The 16580-nt window shown below is 34.6% G+C and carries 18 protein-coding genes and 1 other annotated feature; of the genes, 5 read left to right on the forward strand and 13 right to left on the reverse strand.

The window, feature by feature from the left end:
* Positions 1-42: 42 nt before the first annotated feature.
* The 3 genes from msrA to C2I06_RS08915 form a co-directional block, all read right to left on the reverse strand.
* On the reverse strand, positions 43-555 hold the full coding sequence (gene msrA, locus C2I06_RS08905) for a peptide-methionine (S)-S-oxide reductase MsrA (protein WP_095332916.1): 513 nt from the start codon (positions 553-555) through the stop codon (positions 43-45).
* A gap of 257 nt (positions 556-812) precedes the next feature.
* Positions 813-2003 carry an MFS transporter gene (locus C2I06_RS08910; protein WP_123257889.1) on the reverse strand — a complete coding sequence of 397 codons (1191 nt, stop codon included), beginning with the start codon at positions 2001-2003 and terminating at the stop codon, positions 813-815.
* A 20-nt stretch (positions 2004-2023) separates the two neighbouring features.
* Positions 2024-2485 (reverse strand): MarR family transcriptional regulator, encoded by a 462-nt coding sequence (locus C2I06_RS08915; RefSeq protein WP_123257890.1) that lies wholly within the window; start codon positions 2483-2485, stop codon positions 2024-2026.
* A gap of 775 nt (positions 2486-3260) precedes the next feature.
* Between C2I06_RS08915 and C2I06_RS08920 the strand changes: the two genes are divergently transcribed.
* Positions 3261-3455 (forward strand): YqzH family protein, encoded by a 195-nt coding sequence (locus tag C2I06_RS08920; protein WP_095332911.1) that lies wholly within the window; start codon positions 3261-3263, stop codon positions 3453-3455.
* Between the two features lie 6 nt (positions 3456-3461).
* On the opposite strand, the gene C2I06_RS08925 is transcribed toward C2I06_RS08920, so the two are convergent.
* The 3 genes from C2I06_RS08925 to C2I06_RS08930 all read right to left on the reverse strand — a co-directional run bounded on the left by C2I06_RS08925 (position 3462) and on the right by C2I06_RS08930 (position 4968).
* Positions 3462-4256, reverse strand: coding sequence for an SDR family NAD(P)-dependent oxidoreductase (locus C2I06_RS08925; RefSeq protein WP_371000274.1), 795 nt, complete (start codon positions 4254-4256; stop codon positions 3462-3464).
* 276 nt (positions 4257-4532) lie between these two features.
* Positions 4533-4688: a hypothetical protein gene (locus C2I06_RS24965; RefSeq protein WP_164463649.1), complete on the reverse strand. Its 156-nt coding sequence runs from the start codon at positions 4686-4688 to the stop codon at positions 4533-4535.
* Entirely contained in the window at positions 4678-4968 is a 291-nt protein-coding gene (locus tag C2I06_RS08930; RefSeq protein WP_123257891.1) for a hypothetical protein, read from the reverse strand. Before C2I06_RS08930 ends, C2I06_RS24965 begins: the two co-directional genes overlap by 11 nt.
* Positions 4969-5094: 126 nt before the next feature.
* Positions 5095-5318 (forward strand) — a binding site (T-box leader).
* A 54-nt stretch (positions 5319-5372) separates the two neighbouring features.
* Between C2I06_RS08930 and proC the strand changes: the two genes are divergently transcribed.
* Entirely contained in the window at positions 5373-6209 is an 837-nt protein-coding gene (gene proC, locus C2I06_RS08935) for a pyrroline-5-carboxylate reductase (protein ID WP_123257892.1), read from the forward strand.
* Positions 6210-6262: 53 nt separating this feature from the next.
* Here proC and rnz read toward each other — a convergent pair whose 3' ends face one another.
* The gene (rnz, locus tag C2I06_RS08940) at positions 6263-7177 is read right to left on the reverse strand and encodes a ribonuclease Z (RefSeq protein ID WP_123257893.1); all 915 of its coding nucleotides are present in this window, start codon (positions 7175-7177) and stop codon (positions 6263-6265) included.
* A gap of 417 nt (positions 7178-7594) precedes the next feature.
* On the opposite strand from rnz, the gene zwf reads away from it, so the two are divergent.
* Together zwf and C2I06_RS08950 are read left to right on the forward strand one after the other, a co-directional pair.
* Positions 7595-9067, forward strand: a complete 1473-nt coding sequence (gene zwf / locus C2I06_RS08945) for a glucose-6-phosphate dehydrogenase (protein WP_235850338.1) — start codon at positions 7595-7597, stop codon at positions 9065-9067.
* A gap of 94 nt (positions 9068-9161) precedes the next feature.
* Complete coding sequence (locus C2I06_RS08950; RefSeq protein ID WP_095332900.1) at positions 9162-10274, forward strand: metallophosphoesterase; 1113 nt, start codon at positions 9162-9164, stop codon at positions 10272-10274.
* 40 nt (positions 10275-10314) lie between these two features.
* On the opposite strand, the gene C2I06_RS08955 is transcribed toward C2I06_RS08950, so the two are convergent.
* The 5 genes from C2I06_RS08955 to C2I06_RS08975 all read right to left on the reverse strand — a co-directional run bounded on the left by C2I06_RS08955 (position 10315) and on the right by C2I06_RS08975 (position 15604).
* Positions 10315-10572, reverse strand: a complete 258-nt coding sequence (locus C2I06_RS08955; RefSeq protein WP_164463650.1) for a hypothetical protein — start codon at positions 10570-10572, stop codon at positions 10315-10317.
* Positions 10573-10962: 390 nt separating this feature from the next.
* Positions 10963-12375, reverse strand: coding sequence for an NADP-dependent phosphogluconate dehydrogenase (gene gndA / locus C2I06_RS08960; protein WP_047941097.1), 1413 nt, complete (start codon positions 12373-12375; stop codon positions 10963-10965).
* Positions 12376-12516: 141 nt separating this feature from the next.
* Entirely contained in the window at positions 12517-13782 is a 1266-nt protein-coding gene (locus C2I06_RS08965; RefSeq protein WP_095332893.1) for a DNA polymerase IV, read from the reverse strand.
* A 73-nt stretch (positions 13783-13855) separates the two neighbouring features.
* On the reverse strand, positions 13856-14323 hold the full coding sequence (locus tag C2I06_RS08970; protein WP_047941099.1) for a chemotaxis protein CheW: 468 nt from the start codon (positions 14321-14323) through the stop codon (positions 13856-13858).
* Positions 14324-14482: 159 nt separating this feature from the next.
* Complete coding sequence (locus C2I06_RS08975; RefSeq protein ID WP_123257895.1) at positions 14483-15604, reverse strand: tripeptidase T; 1122 nt, start codon at positions 15602-15604, stop codon at positions 14483-14485.
* Positions 15605-15798: 194 nt separating this feature from the next.
* Between C2I06_RS08975 and prli42 the strand changes: the two genes are divergently transcribed.
* The gene (prli42, locus tag C2I06_RS24970) at positions 15799-15912 is read left to right on the forward strand and encodes a stressosome-associated protein Prli42 (RefSeq protein WP_235973367.1); all 114 of its coding nucleotides are present in this window, start codon (positions 15799-15801) and stop codon (positions 15910-15912) included.
* Positions 15913-15954: 42 nt separating this feature from the next.
* On the opposite strand, the gene C2I06_RS08980 is transcribed toward prli42, so the two are convergent.
* The gene (locus C2I06_RS08980; protein WP_123257896.1) at positions 15955-16461 is read right to left on the reverse strand and encodes a L,D-transpeptidase; all 507 of its coding nucleotides are present in this window, start codon (positions 16459-16461) and stop codon (positions 15955-15957) included.
* Positions 16462-16580: the final 119 nt, after the last annotated feature.

Raw genomic sequence — 16580 nt, forward strand, 5'->3', positions numbered from 1 at the left:
TATCATTACAGACAGTTTGTTTAGCAAAATTCGCTTCTTTTTTTACCAGTGTTCTTTAATAAACACATCTCTTCCTGACTTTTCTCTATCCTCTTTATAATGCTGCTTATTCTTCTTATGATAATCTTGATGATAGTCCTCTGCTGGATAGAAGATAGCTGCTGGTTCAATTAATGTAACAATGGGCTTGCTAAATTTTCCGCTTGCCGCCATAGCTTGTTTTGATTTCTCTGCAAGTTCTTTTTGCTTATCATTATGATAAAAAATAGCTGTTCGATACTGTGGCCCACGATCATGAAATTGGCCATCTGGATCTGTCGGATCAATTTGCTGCCAATATAACTCTAATAAACGTTCATATGGAAAGACTTCAGGATCATATGTGATTTCCACTACTTCAAAATGTCCTGTCGTTCCAGTTTTCACCTGTTCATAAGTTGGATTTTCCACATGTCCCCCGCTATAACCTGAAACAATACCGCCAATACCTGGCTGTTCTTCAAATGGGGATACCATGCACCAAAAACATCCACCTGCAAAAGTTGCTTTTTCCATTTTATCTCATCTCCTTATAGGTTCGAACTTATCATTTATTTTATCAAAAATTAGTGATAATCCTTTTATTAGATAAAAATTAGTATATAATACTTTGAACAAAGATACTATTTTTTTAAACTTAAGAAAGAGAAATCACTATCGTCATACTACATCTAACAATGCTTCATTTAACCTCTTCCTTTATTATTTATAGACCCATTCACTTCAGAAAAAACGCTAATCAAACTTAAAATGGACTGTTTATAGTGTTTAGGCTATCTTTGTTTCCAAGTCTTTTTTAAACTTGAATATTGAAATAAAGAAAGAAGAAGTAGTAACACACCTAAAAAGATAAAGATGTAAGAGCTTGGTAGTATGCGACTTAATCCAATAAACATGCCTCCGACTGCCATACCAGAATAACGAATGAAATTAAACAAACCTAAAGCAGCACCACGGTTTTCATTATATTCATTACTGATAACCGTTGAAAATAAGGGAGAAGCAAACCCTACTGTTATCCCATACATAAATAATAGAATACTTAACCCTATGATTGATTTCGTATGAAGTAAACCAAAAATTATAATGAGCAGAGGCATCAAAAAAAGAACAATCGTAAACAGTTTTCTCCACGATATTCTTATCTGCAATTTTTTGAAGAGCATACTCCCTAAAATCATACTTACTGTTAAAGGTAAATATAATAACCCGATATTTTGCAAGGATATATGATAATGGTCGTTGAGTAGTATCGGTAAAAATACGATAATAGCGAAGTAAATGAAAAAGATAAAAAAACTTACTGTTATCGTTATAAAACCTACTTGGTTGGAAAAGATAGCCTGATAGGTTTGAATAAAGTTTGGTGATATTCTCTGACTATATACTTTTTCACCACTATCAGGAAGTGTATATATAATAAACAGCAGCAAGACGATCGCAACAATAAAAAGAAATAGGAAAATCCCTGGATAACCAAAATGTTCTCCTAATATTCCTCCTAATATTGGGGCAACTGCGGGAGCAAGGGTGAGCAATATTTGATACGTCCCCATGGCACTCCCTCTTTTCTCCCCTTCAAATAAGTGTGAAATCATATTTATTGCCACTAAAGGGACAATCCCTGCACCGATTGCTTGAACAATCCGAAAAATCATAAAGAGTATAAAATTGGTTACAAACGAACAGGCAATCGTTGAAATAGCAATGAAAATAAAACTAAGTATTAATAAACGTTTTTGATTTTTCGTATCTATCATAGTCCCTAAAATAATTTGAATCAGTGCTATGATAAAAATAAAACTACTAACAGTAAAATTCACCCAGCTGATAGAAACATTAAAGGAATCTCGAATAAGCGGAATCACCGGTGTATAAATATTTTGATTTAAAGAAACGAAAAAACTACTAATACTCAACAAATATAAAGATAACATTTTCGTTTGAGACATTTTTCGAGACATACATATTCTCCTTTTTAGACTTATTGAGACTTTATACTTTCCGTTATAGCATTTAAAAAGCGAATAATGATCTCTAATTCAGCTGGTTTAAATTCATTCAAAATACGCAAATAACGTTCCCTTGCCTGTTTATGTAGTTGTGCATGGATAAGAGCAAGCATTTCTCCTGATTTTGTTAGCAAGTAGTAAATTTCTTTTTTGTTATCTTCATCTTGTACCTTTTCTAAGATATGATGCTCTAATAATTTCCTGACAGCTTTTGTAATCGCTGGTTTAGATACATTTAAACTTTCAGATAATGTAGTATTATTTGCTCTTCCACTTTCTTTAATAGTTGCCACGATGTGTAATTGAGTCAGTGTCCAATCCGATATAATTGATTCTTCTTGGCTTATTTTCATCTGTTTTCTTATTTTATCAACAGCTTCTCTTTCCTTGATGAATTGTTCTAAAGCCTCTAGTGCTTCTGTGTTTTTGTCCATTTAAATCACCTCATCTTTTTGTTAACCAGTTAATTATTTGTAGTTTATATTAAGATTTTATCATAGTCAATATAAAATACATATTTCACAAAAAATAATTAACTGGTTAATATTTTTCTAGATTTACTGAAAACTCCATCGTGAACTGCTAGCTTATTTTGTGATACACCAGATTCTAATCGTTTTTCTTCTAATACTTATCCCAAAGAGTTGATTCATTTGTATTTTCCTTAAATCACACGCCAATCTTCTAAAACATAAAAATAGACACTTTGTTTTAAAGTGCCTCAGTTTGTAGACAAAAAGATATTTGTGAAGTAGAATTGCATTTTTATGCGTTGCTTAGAGTGGAGGGGGTGAGACTCCTGTGGGATTAGCGAGACAGTCTGAGACCCTGCAGGCTGAAAGCCGAAGCGGCTCAGCGCGAGCCCCACGGAAAGCGAACCCCCGGAGTGGAAAGTAACCCCCTGATTCAAAGAGGTTAATAAATATTCTTTAGTTAAACTTCTATTTCCAAAAATACAGGAGTTTGTCTACAGTCTGAGACACTTTGTTTTAAAGTGCCTATCTATTCCGTATTTAATTTTCACAATGGAAGGATTTTTCCTTTTCTAGATTATTTCAACATATCAAGATTCGTCCATAAGTAGTAAAATAGTAGTTATATTACTTTTTCCTTGAAAGGTATTAGTACATTCAGTGTTTATACGGATAATCTGATTTTTTCACTTTTTATTATTAAAAGAAAAACTACTCATTAATAAGGAAAGATAAGATGAATACATTACTCATAAAAAAAATGATTCAAAAATCACTTAATCAATATCATTTGGAACCCGATTCACTCTCTCTTCATGATTATGAACGCTTAGCAGTCCATATTATCGCTTTAAAAAAACAACATCCTGTCCATGACCTTTATGATCTAGTTCAAGATGTTGTTTATAGTTATATTACGAATTCACTTTAGCTCATTCTATTTTTTATTTAAAATCCCGCCAACAAGCTTGTCTGCAATTCCCGGAAATAGATTATAAAGAACACTTCCCCAGTTCATCCACACAGGTAAATTTAACTCACGTTTTGGATGTAGCATTAATTTTATTATTTTATCAGCCACTGTATCAGCTGAAAGCATAAATTTCTGCACATTTTTTACATAATTCCCCGTTTTGTCGGCTATATGAAAAAAATTTGTCTCGATTGGTCCTGGATTTACAGCAGAGATTTTTATATTTGAATTAGCCACTTCCATTCGAAGACTATTTGTAAATCCTAGAACAGCGTGTTTTGTCGCTGCATAGGCACTTGATTTAGCAGTAGCTAGTTTTCCTGCTTGGGAGGCGACATTAATGATATGGCCTTCATTATTTTTTAGCATCGAAGGTAATACCTCTTTGGTACAAGCAATAAGCCCCATTACATTTACTTGAAACAATCGATTAATGTCTTCCATTTTTGCTTCATGAACCATATCGAAGATACCAAATCCAGCATTATTAATTAATATATCAATAAATTCAACTTCTTGATATATCTTTGCAAAGACTTTCTTTACTTGCTCCAAATTGCTTACATCTAAAGTAAAATAAAGAGCTTGTCCGGGAAACTGATTATTTATTTTCTTGCAAATAGCAGCGAGCTTATCTTCTGAACGAGCCAGAAGGATAGGACGAGCCCCCAAATGAGCAGCTTTTATAGCAATTTTCTCTCCTATGCCAGACGAAGCACCTGTAATTACTATGTTCTTTCCGTTTAATTCCTTCATTATCCACCTCAAAAAGCACATGCATCATGTAAAAATGCCTTATTCTTATTTCCTAAATAATCATCAATAGATTGATATATTATATCGATTAAATCCAACTTTTCTCTTTCTTGGCCTTGATGTTTCCCTTCTCATTTTCACATAGAAAATTTAAAATAACAACTGAGCGCTTCACTCATCTTTTTTAAACAAACAAAATAACGTCTCCTATTTTTAGGAATTCCTTTCATCTCCAATGCACCTGAATAAACAAGGTAGCGAATCCAATATTCAAGAAAATCAGGATCCGTATAAAGATACTTTTCCTCTATCTCTCCATATAAGCTGACTAGTCCTGATATAATCTGTTTTTTCCTTATTCCCTTGAAGATCAACAGCTAATCTACTTGCAATATATGGGGATGCAACAAGATGAATAGCTTTTTTATGTTTCACGGTCTTTTCTTCTGTTGTTTTCTATCGCTTTGTTGATGCACGTAACTATTTCGTTTAAACTTTCTTCATCCAAAAATAATCCAAGACCTTGCACTGCTTCACTATTTTCATGTTCAAAGCTTTGAAACTCTTGTCTATTTTTAATATTATAAAGAGCAGAATGCTTAGTTTTTTTTAAGTCATCTAATGTAATGTATGTGTGTGACTCTAATTTGTAACAATAGATGAGATTATCATCTATCAAGAAATATAGATAAGAACCTTTTATTCTATTCTTCATTGCGAATCCCCTTTTTTTGTAAAATTCTAAATTTAATTATACAATCAACGGACTAATTTTCCCACTACTCTATTTTTCTATTGACAGACAAGCCTTTTTTCTTGCATAATCAAATAAATTTATCATAGGAATGCGATGATTAAGATTAGTAAATGACAATGGCTTGCTAGAGAGTGAAGTTCTATGGCTGCAAAACTTCATCAAGATCCATTTCATTGAACCTACTTAGGAGTTGTTAGGCAAACCTAAACGTAAACCGTCGTTACCGGAAAAGAGTTGTATAATCACGCACATGTGCTGATTATAGTTAAACTAAGGTGGTACCGCGGAAAAAACCTTTCGTCCTTTCATTATGACGAGAGGTTTTCTTATTTCCATACAACGTTTTTATAGGAGGAATAAAAATGAAAAAAATTGCTATCATTGGTGCTGGTTCTATGAGCGAAGCGTTAATTTCGGGGATTGTTTCTAGTAAGTTGCAGGAGAGTACAGAAATTACCGTCACAAACCGCGGTAATACAGAAAGACTCATTGAATTACAGAATCGCTATGGTGTTAAATACTCTTTCGATATAGAAAAATTAGTTGGAGAAGCTGATGCCATTATTCTCGCGATGAAACCGAAAGATCTAAAAGAAGCTACTGTACAATGGAAAAATTATATCACAAAAGAAACGCTGCTCATTAGCGTGCTTGCTGGCGTAAATATGGACAGTCTGCAACGGCTAATCGGACTGGAAGTTCCCATTGCACGTGCTATGCCCAATACTTCTGCAACAGTTGGAAAATCAGCAACAGGTATTGCCTTCAACTCCTTTGTAGAAGAAGCACAAAAAACATTCGTCCTGGACATGTTTGAAACAGTTGGATTAGTTACATTTATTCAAGAAGAACAATTAGATGCCATAACCGGTCTTTCTGGAAGCGGTCCAGCTTATATCTATTATTTAGTGGAAGCGATGGAAAAAGGAGCTGTAAAAATCGGACTAAATCGGGAAGTAGCTAATGAGTTGATTGTACAAACAATCCTTGGTGCAGCGGAAATGATCGCATCGTCCCCCAAGAGTGCACTTGAGCTTCGCAAGAATGTAACTAGTCCTGGTGGCACAACAGAAGCAGGCATTAACATTCTTGAGCAATATGATGTACAGAAGGCCTTCATTTCGTGTATGGAAGAGGCAACAGCCCAATCCAAAAGGATGGGAAAAGCACTTACAGAAGAACTAAAACTGTCCAAATAACATTATTTAAATATAGAAAGGATGTTGCCGCTTTTTTGACAACATCCTTTTACTTATATCTCGTATTCTGAAAAATCTTCTGCTATATATGTATTGGGAAAGATAGTTCTTGCTTCCTGCAATAATTGTTCTGTTAATGCATAATCATATCTGGCACTAATATGTGTAAGAATGAGACAGTCTACATTTGCCTTTTTAGCTGTTTTGGCAGCTTGTGCCGTTGTAGAATGATAATATTCCGTTGCGATGGAACTTTCTTTTTCGGAGAAGGTTGCTTCATGAACCAATATTTTAGCCTCTTTTGCCAAAATCTCAGCAGAAGCACAGGTTCTTGTATCTCCTAAAATAGTGATAATTCTCCCTTTAATATTCGGGCCAAGAAAGGTTTGGCTACCTACAACCGTACCGTCATCAAGGACGAGGTCTTCCCCCTCTTTAATTTTTTTATAAATAGGGCCAGGCATTATTCCATATTGCTTTAATTTATCTGTATCTAATTTTCCAGGTCGGTCCTTTTCTATAATCCGATAGCCATAACTTGTAACACCATGCTCAAGTATTTTTGCTTCCACGATAAAATCTTGTTCTTCCAAAATAATGCCTTCATCGATTTCTACAATATTTAGCGCATACTTTAAAAAAGTTTTGCTGACAGCAAGGCTAACTTGTACATACTCCTTAATTCCTTTCGGGCCATATATCGTTAGTGGTGTCTCTCCCCCTTGGAAAGACCGACTGGCGAGAAAGCCTGGTAAACCATATAGATGGTCTCCATGCAAATGGGTAATAAAAATTTTATCAATTCTTCTTGGTTTAATATTGGTATGTAAAATTTGATGCTGCGTTGCTTCGCCACAATCAAATAGCCAAATACTTCCCTTCTCTTCTAAAAGCTTTAAAGCAATCGCTGTAACATTTCTTGCTTTTGCTGGAATACCTGCCCCAGTTCCTAAAAATTGCAACTTCATAATAAGCTTACTAATCCCCTTTCGTTTTCTTTCTTGTCATGAAACCTTTGTATAAATAAAAGCGTATCATTAAATACTAAATTAGAATAGACGTATTAAGTATACTTTACAGCTGCCTGTTTATCCAAATACGTAAATCTTTTAACTAGTAACTTTTGCTAATATATTGTAATATCATGTTGGATGAATGAAAAATTTCTGCTGTAAATACAAATAGTAAAAATATTTGCAAAAATTATAAACAAATTTGTTGCTATCTCCTTAAGAAAAAGATAAAATTTTATAACTGTATAGGTACATGTATTATTTAAGTGAAAATGCACCTATGTAAAACAGCAATTTAATAATTTTCATACATATATAAATGAAATGAGGTACTAGAAAGTGAATGAAAAACAAACATCAAATGCACTTATTATGATCTTCGGGGCAACAGGAGATTTAGCGAATAGAAAACTTTTCCCCTCTCTTTATCGATTGTATAAAAAAGGTAAATTAGCAAATTTTGCGGTTGTAGGTGTCGGGAGAAGAACATTAACACAAGAACAGTTTAAACAAAATGTTGTTAATTCTGTTTCTGAAGCAATTGCAAGTTCTAAAAATGATGATCTTGAGACATTCGCTTCTTATTTCTGCTATCATTCACATGATGTTACAGATTCAAGTTCTTATGTTGAGCTTAAAAACATAGCTGATGAATTAGATGTAAAACATAACTTAAATGGTAATCGTGTATTCTACTTAGCAATGGCACCTGAATTCTTTGGTCCTATCGCCATTCATTTAAAGCAGGATGGACTAACAGAAGTAAAAGGGTACAAACGTCTAATTATCGAAAAACCATTTGGTCATGATTTAGAATCGGCCAAAGAACTGAATGAACAAATTCGTACTGCTTTTTCTGAAGATGAAGTTTATCGAATTGACCACTATTTAGGAAAAGCGATGGTTCAAAATATCGAAACAATCCGTTTTTCCAATGCGATTTTTGAAAATCTATGGAATAACCGCTATATCAGTAACATTCAGATTACTTCAAGTGAAGTATTAGGCGTGGAAGAACGTGGAAGATATTATGAAACAAGCGGGGCACTTCGTGATATGGTTCAAAACCATATGCTGCAAATGGTTGCACTACTTGCAATGGAACCACCAATTAAACTTACACCAGATGAGATTCGCTCAGAAAAAGTGAAAGTTTTCCGTGCCATGCGTTCTGTTGAAGTAGATGAAGTTGATAAATACTTTGTAAGAGGACAATATGGAAAAGGACTTGTGGAAGATGTTGAGGTACCGAGCTACCGCGAAGAACAAATGGTAGACCCTAACTCCAACACAGAAACTTTTGTCGCTGGAAAAGTAATGATTGATAACTTCCGTTGGGCTGGTGTTCCATTCTATATCCGTACTGGTAAAAGATTAGAAAGTAAATCAACAAAAATAGTGGTACAATTTAAAGATATTCCAATGAATTTATATAATCGTCCAAATCAAGAAATCACTCCAAATCTTCTTGTTATTCACATTCAGCCAGAAGAAGGAATTACTTTACATTTAAACGCCAAAAAAGCAGGACAAAATATGGAAGCAACACCAATAAAGCTAAGCTATGCTAATACTGGTATTGCAGGAATCAATACGCCAGAAGCATATGAAAAGCTAATTGACGATAGCTTGCATGGGGATGCTACTAACTTTACACATTGGGATGAAGTGGCATTATCATGGAGCTATGTCGATAAAATTTCCCAAGCTTGGGAACAAACACCTGCTACTCAATTCCCTAATTATGATTCTGGTACAATGGGACCAAAAGAAGCTGATGAATTATTAGAAAAAGATGGTTTCTTCTGGTGGCCAGTTAATCAATTTGAAGTAGATGTTTGCTAACTCACACTTCAAGTGACTCTCTAAAAAACGTGAATCTTATTGTATTCACGTTTTTTCTTTCCCTAAATTATGATTTCAGTCTAAGGAGTTTCTCATGAAAAAAATCAAATTAATCCTATCTGTCATTCTCGTATTCCTTTTATATAATCTACTCGTCTTCTACTTAGGATGGAATGGTTATGTATGGCTTGATTCCTTAAATCTATTAACCTATCCATCCATTTATATTGGAGCAGTTATTCTTTTCTCTTATTCATATATTGTCAGCCATTTCCTTAAGTCCATTACCATATTTAAAGTACTTGGTGCGTACTGGCTTGCTATTTTTGAATATGGTATCATACTGTTTCCATTAGCTAATTTAGGATGGCTTTTATTAAACCTATCTATTCCGTCAGAAGATGCAACAAAAATAGTAGGAAGTGCTGCCGCGGTAATTCTTCTGTTTTTACTTATTTACGGAACATTTAACGCTTATTCTCCTGTTATTAGAACCTATAAACTCACAGTAGACAAAAAACAAGCGAAAAGAGACTCTCTGAGGATCGCTATGGCTTCTGATATGCACTTTGGTACTTTATCTGGGAAAAGTCATCTAAACCGCCTTGTAACGAAAATAAACGGTTTAGAGCCAGATTTAATCTTGCTGCCTGGGGATATCATTGATGACGATCCCATTCCTTTTTTGAAAAAGGATATGGGAGAACAATTAAAACAATTACAAGCTCCTTTAGGTATTTTTGGGGTATTAGGTAATCATGAATATTACGGCAAAATGATTCCAACTTTTCTAGAAGAAATGAACCGAATTGGTATTCGCATCTTAATGGACGAAAAAGTAACTATCGATGAAACCATTCGATTAATTGGTCGTAAAGATAAAACGGACCAAGAAAGACTTTCCATTCCTAGCCTTCTTGAAAGTGAAAGTAACCATTTACCAATTCTGATGATGGATCACCAGCCAGATGAACTGGAAGCAGCAATGAATGATGGAATTGATATCATTCTATCTGGACATACCCATCGCGGGCAAATGGCACCAAACCATCTAATTACCAAACGAGTTTTTGAGTTGGACTGGGGCTATAAGAAAAAGAAACAGCTTCATGCAATAGTTTCCTCTGGATTTGGATTTTGGGGACCGCCCATTAGAATTGGCAGCAGATCGGAAATTGTTTATATTGATATAACTTTTAAAGAGTAGATTGTTTTTAATACATTTATTTTTGTGAAAAAGTAATTTGCTAGATGATTGTGCTGCTTGTTATAGCAGCATATTTTTTTGTCTTCTCGTTGTAATTTGTTTGTAGATTTTGTAGTTGTTTAAACTCTTTGGATACGTAAAATTTATGTATGAAGGTCACTTTACTGCCTTTTTCTTTTTTTGTTGGTTCTAAAATGGCTGATGAACGCCTTTTTTCTGCTTTTCTCTCTTCATTGTGGTTTTCATTCATCTTATGAACACCTCTTTTCCTCTGCTCTCTCTTCATTGTGGTTTTCATTCCCTTATGAACACCTCTTTTCCTCTGCTCTCTCTTCATTGTGGTTTTCATTCACCTTATGGACACCTCTTTTCTTCCTCCTTCTCTTATTTTTGGCTTTCATCCATCTTATGAACACCTCTTTTCTTCCTCCTTCTCTTATTTTTGGCTTTCATCCATCTTGTGAACACCTCTTTTCCTCTGCTCTCTCTTCATTGTGGTTTTCATTCACCTTATGAACACCTCTTTTCTTCCTCCCCCTCTTATTTGTGGTTTTCATTCATCTTATGAACACCTCTTTTCCTCTCCTTCTCTTATTTTTGGTGTTCATCCATCTCATGAACACCACCTTCTCCTTCAAAAAAAAAGCACACTACATATAAAATCGTAGTGTGCTTTTTATCGCCATTCTTATTTTTCCATCCAGTTTGTATGGAAGATTCCTTCTTTGTCAAGACGCTCATATGTGTGAGCACCGAAGTAGTCACGTTGCGCTTGTAGTAAATTTGCTGGTAAAGTTGCTGTACGGTAGCTATCAAAGTATGATAATGCTGCTGCAAAGCTTGGTACAGGAATACCGTTTAAGACAGCTCCAGAAATTACTTCACGTAATGCTGATTGGTAGTTTTCAGTAATTTCACTGAAGTATGGATCCAATAGAAGGTTCTTCAATTCTGGATCACGATCATATGCATCTTTAATTTTTTGTAAGAATTGAGCGCGAATAATACAACCACCGCGGAAAATCATTGCGATTTCGCCATAGTTTAAGTTCCAATCGTATTCTTCTGACGCTTCTCTCATTTGCGCAAAACCTTGGGCATAAGAAACAATTTTGCTTAAGTATAGAGCTTTACGAACTGATTCGATAAATGCTGCTTTATCACCTGTGAAAGGTTTAATTTCTGGGCCAGAAAGTACTTTGCTTGCTTTTACGCGTTCGTCCTTCATTGCAGAAATGAAACGAGCAAATACGGATTCTGTAATCATTGGAAGTGGTACACCTAAGTCTAGAGCACTTTGGCTTGTCCATTTACCAGTTCCTTTTTGACCAGCAGTATCTAAGATTAGATCTACTAAAGGTTTACCAGTCTCTTCGTCAACTTTAGTAAAGATATCTGCAGTGATTTCAATTAGGTAGCTGTCTAGCTCCCCTTTATTCCACTCTGCAAATACTTCATGAAGTTCTTGTGCTTCTAAGCCTAAAACATGCTTCATGATGAAGTATGCTTCACAGATTAATTGCATATCTCCATATTCGATTCCGTTATGCACCATTTTTACATAGTGGCCGGCACCGTCTGGACCGATATAAGTTGTACAAGGCTCATCGTTAACTTTTGCAGAAATATCTCGGAAAATCGGAGCAACTAATTCATATGCTTCTTTTTGGCCACCAGGCATAATAGAAGGTCCTTTTAATGCTCCTTCTTCACCGCCAGAAACACCTGTACCGATGAAGTGAATACCAAGTTCACTAAGCTCTTTATTACGTCTTTGTGTATCTTTAAAGAATGTGTTACCGCCATCGATGACAATATCGCCTTTATCTAATAAAGGTTTTAATTGCTCGATTGTTGCGTCTGTAGCTGGACCAGCTTTAACCATTAACATGATTTTACGTGGAACTTCTAAAGATTGTACAAATTCTTCTAATGTATATGTTCCAACAATATTCTTGCCTTCTGATTCTTTAAGCATTTCTTCTGTTTTTTCTTTTGAACGGTTGAAAACGGAAACAGTATAGCCTCTGCTTTCGATATTCATAGCAAGGTTTTTACCCATAACCGCTAAACCGATTACACCAAATTGCTGTTTTGTCATTTTTCCTAACGTCCCTTCTAAACTATGTATCCTTATAGTAGAATTCACTTAACTTTAGCAAGATTTTTTAAGTTATGCAACTAAAATGCAACTACTTTTCTTGATTATTTAAAAAAATTTTTTTTGTCACAAATAACTTAACTAAAATTTCTTTCCTTGCAAAAAATCTTTATTAAAACTAGTTTTGGTACCAATGTCTTCTTCTTTTTTCGAAATATTATTTCTTTCTGATGCTGGTTCAATAATAGAAGCGCCATATTTTTCTTTCAGCCTATCTATTGCTGTCCATAATGGTTCTTTCTCTGCTTCTTTTTCAAAGGAAAAGAGATCAAGTTGTTTTACTACAATATTATTGTCGATTAAATCTCCTGCTGTTATACCTAATAAACGAACAGGATTTCCATCCCATGCTGTCGTAAAAATCTCTTTGCTCTGCTGAAATATCTCTTCCTCTGATTTAATTGGATTTGCTAATTTTTTGCTCTTGGAATAGTTTTTTCTGTTCCCATAGCGAATGGTTACAGATAGATGATTAGCATGTACATGTTTTCTTTTCATTCTTGTAGCCACTTTATTCGCTAAAGATGCCAATACTTGGAATAAATCCTGCTGATTCTTTATATCGCGCGGCAATGTTGTTGAATTGCCAATACTTTTAAATTCATTGGCAGCTTCTGGATCAACTGGTCGATTATCTTCTCCATTGGCTTTCTCCTTTAAACGAATTCCATTGATGCCAAGTGTTGCTTTTAAAAGAATAGACTGCGCCATTGCTAAATCTTTTATAGTTTCTATGCCAATTGCTCTTAGTTTTTCCCCTGTTTTTTTTCCTATACCATGCATTTCTTCTACTTGCATCGGCCAAAGTATTTTAGGAATATCGCGTTTTCTTAAAATCGTGATTCCCATTGGTTTTTTTAAATCAGAAGCTGTTTTGGCAAGAAATTTATTAGGGGCAATCCCGATACTGCATGGTAAGTCTAACCGTTCAAAAATTCGTTTCTGAATCGTTCTTGCAATATATATCGGTGTTCCTAACTCATGGCAATGCGTAATATCTACATATCCCTCATCAATGGAAACAGGCTCAACAATATCGGAAAATTCGTGAAGAATTTGAAACATCGCAAGAGATGCCGTTCGATAACGATCAAAATTTGGAGGCAAAACAATTAAATCCGGACATTTTTTCTTCGCTTCCCATAAAGGCATGGTTGTTTTTACACCAAATTTTCTTGCTTCATAGCTGCAAGTGACAATAATACCTCTGCGCTCTTTTTCATTTCCTGCAATTGCCAATGGCTTCCCCTTTAACTGTGGATCATAAGCCATTTCAACAGATGCATAAAAACTATTCATATCTACGTGTAAAATAACTCGTCCCTTTTTTGGATAAAATTCTTTCATTTTGCTTTCACCAATTCTTTAAGATCATTTATAGTCACTTCTATTCCTCTGCTTTTAGCGCAAACCTTACTGCTTACGCAGGCTGATTTTTCATATAGTCTTTAATTTCTTTTACACCTTCAAGTGTTTCTAGTAAAATAGTTGGATCAAGCATTAATACCAAACGATTTTCTAAATTAAGAACACCTGTTATATATTCTGTTTTCTGATAAGCGGAAATGCCCACTTCTTTTATTACTTCGTCTTTTATATCAAGAATCTCTTTTGCATCATTTACAATCATTGCAAACGAAATATCTTCTGTTCGTGCAACAATTAATTTATTATTTTCATTTTCTTCTGTTTTTTGATTATATAAAACCATCTGTAAATCAATAACAGGGATAAGCTCGTCTCTTACTTTTCTTATTCCTCTGACAAAGGATGGCAATTGAGGAACAGGGGTAATCTGCTCTTCCTTTTCAATTGATATGACATAAGAAACATCTACGGAATATTCTCCGTTTGCCACTTTAAATATAACAACCTTCTTTTCTTCCATTTATATTCCCCCCAAAGATTCTATTTTACAGTAGTATTTACCTATACAATATTTTCCTCTGTTTTCTAGATAAATGCAAGTAAAAATAGAAACATTTGTTTGATTTATACTAAAAAGAGTGCTCCCTAAAAAGGAAACACCCACAACTCCATCATATAATTATTGACCTGTTACTTCATCTATTATAGCAAGTACCATTTCAGCTAATTTATTTAATTCTTCGATTGGCATTTTTTCATTAGTTGTATGAATCTCTTCATAACCTACCGCTAAGTTAACCGTTGGGATACCAAAACCACAGATAACGTTGGCATCACTTCCGCCACCGCTTTGTTGTAGTTCGCAGCTTCTGCCGATTTTTGCTGCCGCTTTTTTCGCTACTTCTACAACATGGTCACCTTCGCCAAATTTAAAGCCTGGATACATAACATCCACTTCGACAATTGCCTGTCCACCCATTTCACTAGCTGCCGATTCAAATGCTTCCTTCATTTTCGCTACTTGTGCAAGCATTTTATCTTCTACTAATGAACGTGCTTCTGCAAGGATATCTACATGGTCGCAAACGATATTTGTTTGTTTACCACCAGCAAAACTGCCAATATTAGCTGTTGTTTCTTTATCGATACGACCTAGTGGCATTTTTGCGATCGCTTTTGATGCAATAGTAATAGCAGAAACTCCTTTTTCAGGTGCTACGCCAGCATGAGCCGTTTTTCCTAGAATCGTTGCTTTAACTTTTGCTTGTGTTGGTGCTGCCACAACGATATTTCCTACTTTCCCATCACTATCTAGTGCATACCCATATTTTGCTTGGATTAATTTTGGATCAAGTGCTTTTGCACCTAATAATCCAGATTCTTCTCCAACTGTAATGATAAATTGGATCGTTCCATGAGGAATATTATTTTCTTTGATTACTGTAAGTATTTCAAGCATAACAGATAGTCCAGTTTTATCATCTGCGCCGAGTATTGTTGTGCCGTCTGTTACTATGTATCCATCTTTAATGGATGGTTTTACGCCAACGCCTGGTACTACTGTATCCATATGTGAGGTAAAGTAAATAGGATCCACGTTCTCTTTCGTTGCAGGAAGCGTACAAATTAAATTTCCTGCACCATGACCAGTAATAGCTGTAGTATCATCTTCTATCACTTCTAAGCCTAATTCTTCAAATTTCTTTTTTAGTACGATACTGATTTCTTTTTCATATTTTGTTTCCGAATCAATTTGTACCAGTTCTAAAAATTGATTTAATAAACGTTCTTGATTGATCATTTTTCGTTCCTCCAAAAATTAGTGACATTATTAGTATACGCCTATAAAAAAAGAACATCAAATAAAAATAATAAGAGAGGAATCTCATTTTTTCTTATAAATATCGAAAAATTCCCACAAGCAAATATTCCATCTATTTATAGTTGTACCATTCTGTTATTCTTAGTAAAATAGACAATAAGAATGGTTAAGACATGGAGGATACTATGAAGAAAAAGAAAAATAGATTACAAAAGATTGTTGTATATTTAATGATCTTTGTTATGCTTGCATCTACCCTGTTGATTGGAATTGGAATGTTATTTTAATTTAAGGTTAAGAAAGCGAAGAAGGATAAAACTTCTTCGCTTTTATTCAATCGCCCCATATTCCTTCGCTAGCTCTTGAAAACTTTTATCTGAATTGGTAATCAACACTTTTGTTCCTAAAGGAATGAAATCATAAATGGATTCCACTGCCTCATTTTGCATGCGTACACAGCCTTGTGACACGTATTTCCCGATACTTCCTGGATTATTTGTGCCATGAATCCCATACATTCTTCCATCTGTATTATTTGCATCAAAACCAATCCATCGTGTCCCTAATGGATTTTCCTCATCTCCTCCCATAATATCTTTTTTTCGATAATAGGGATTTGTGGCTTTAACTGTTATCGTAAATAAACCCTCTGGCGTTAAATCTTCTTTTTTTCCGGTCGAAACACTTATTGTTGTCTGCACTCGATTTTCGTCTATCAAGGTTAATTGATTCGTTTTTTTATTAATAATTAGAAAAGGATCTCCTGGTAATGGATTTATCCCCAACGGCCATACGGGGGAGATTGTTAAGAGAATAGACAAAACTAGTTTCAACATCCAATCACACTCTCTTTTTTTCCTTAGTTTGTGTGATTGTTGTATCTTTATGCGGAATAGAAAGTCCATTTTATCAAAAAGAAACAGGTTTCTTCATCTAATTGACAAAGAAACCTGTT

Source organism: Niallia circulans (genome assembly GCF_003726095.1).
GTDB classification, from domain to species: Bacteria; Bacillota; Bacilli; order Bacillales; family Cytobacillaceae; genus Niallia; species Niallia circulans_A.

What these genes read in the sequence shown, in the direction of transcription:
- C2I06_RS08915 (WP_123257890.1), bottom strand. Translation starts at nt 2,485, where the DNA reads ATGGACAAAAACACAGAAGCACTAGAGGCTTTAGAACAATTCATCAAG.
- C2I06_RS08910 (WP_123257889.1), bottom strand. Translation starts at nt 2,003, where the DNA reads ATGTCTCGAAAAATGTCTCAAACGAAAATGTTATCTTTATATTTGTTG.
- C2I06_RS08980 (WP_123257896.1), bottom strand. Translation starts at nt 16,461, where the DNA reads ATGTTGAAACTAGTTTTGTCTATTCTCTTAACAATCTCCCCCGTATGG.
- C2I06_RS08920 (WP_095332911.1), top strand. Translation starts at nt 3,261, where the DNA reads ATGAATACATTACTCATAAAAAAAATGATTCAAAAATCACTTAATCAA.
- C2I06_RS08970 (WP_047941099.1), bottom strand. Translation starts at nt 14,323, where the DNA reads ATGGAAGAAAAGAAGGTTGTTATATTTAAAGTGGCAAACGGAGAATAT.
- gndA (WP_047941097.1), bottom strand. Translation starts at nt 12,375, where the DNA reads ATGACAAAACAGCAATTTGGTGTAATCGGTTTAGCGGTTATGGGTAAA.
- C2I06_RS08930 (WP_123257891.1), bottom strand. Translation starts at nt 4,968, where the DNA reads ATGAAGAATAGAATAAAAGGTTCTTATCTATATTTCTTGATAGATGAT.
- C2I06_RS08950 (WP_095332900.1), top strand. Translation starts at nt 9,162, where the DNA reads ATGAAAAAAATCAAATTAATCCTATCTGTCATTCTCGTATTCCTTTTA.
- prli42 (WP_235973367.1), top strand. Translation starts at nt 15,799, where the DNA reads ATGGAGGATACTATGAAGAAAAAGAAAAATAGATTACAAAAGATTGTT.
- C2I06_RS08975 (WP_123257895.1), bottom strand. Translation starts at nt 15,604, where the DNA reads ATGATCAATCAAGAACGTTTATTAAATCAATTTTTAGAACTGGTACAA.
- zwf (WP_235850338.1), top strand. Translation starts at nt 7,595, where the DNA reads ATGATCTTCGGGGCAACAGGAGATTTAGCGAATAGAAAACTTTTCCCC.
- C2I06_RS08955 (WP_164463650.1), bottom strand. Translation starts at nt 10,572, where the DNA reads ATGAAAACCACAATGAAGAGAGAGCAGAGGAAAAGAGGTGTTCATAAG.
- C2I06_RS08965 (WP_095332893.1), bottom strand. Translation starts at nt 13,782, where the DNA reads ATGAAAGAATTTTATCCAAAAAAGGGACGAGTTATTTTACACGTAGAT.
- proC (WP_123257892.1), top strand. Translation starts at nt 5,373, where the DNA reads ATGAAAAAAATTGCTATCATTGGTGCTGGTTCTATGAGCGAAGCGTTA.
- msrA (WP_095332916.1), bottom strand. Translation starts at nt 555, where the DNA reads ATGGAAAAAGCAACTTTTGCAGGTGGATGTTTTTGGTGCATGGTATCC.
- rnz (WP_123257893.1), bottom strand. Translation starts at nt 7,177, where the DNA reads ATGAAGTTGCAATTTTTAGGAACTGGGGCAGGTATTCCAGCAAAAGCA.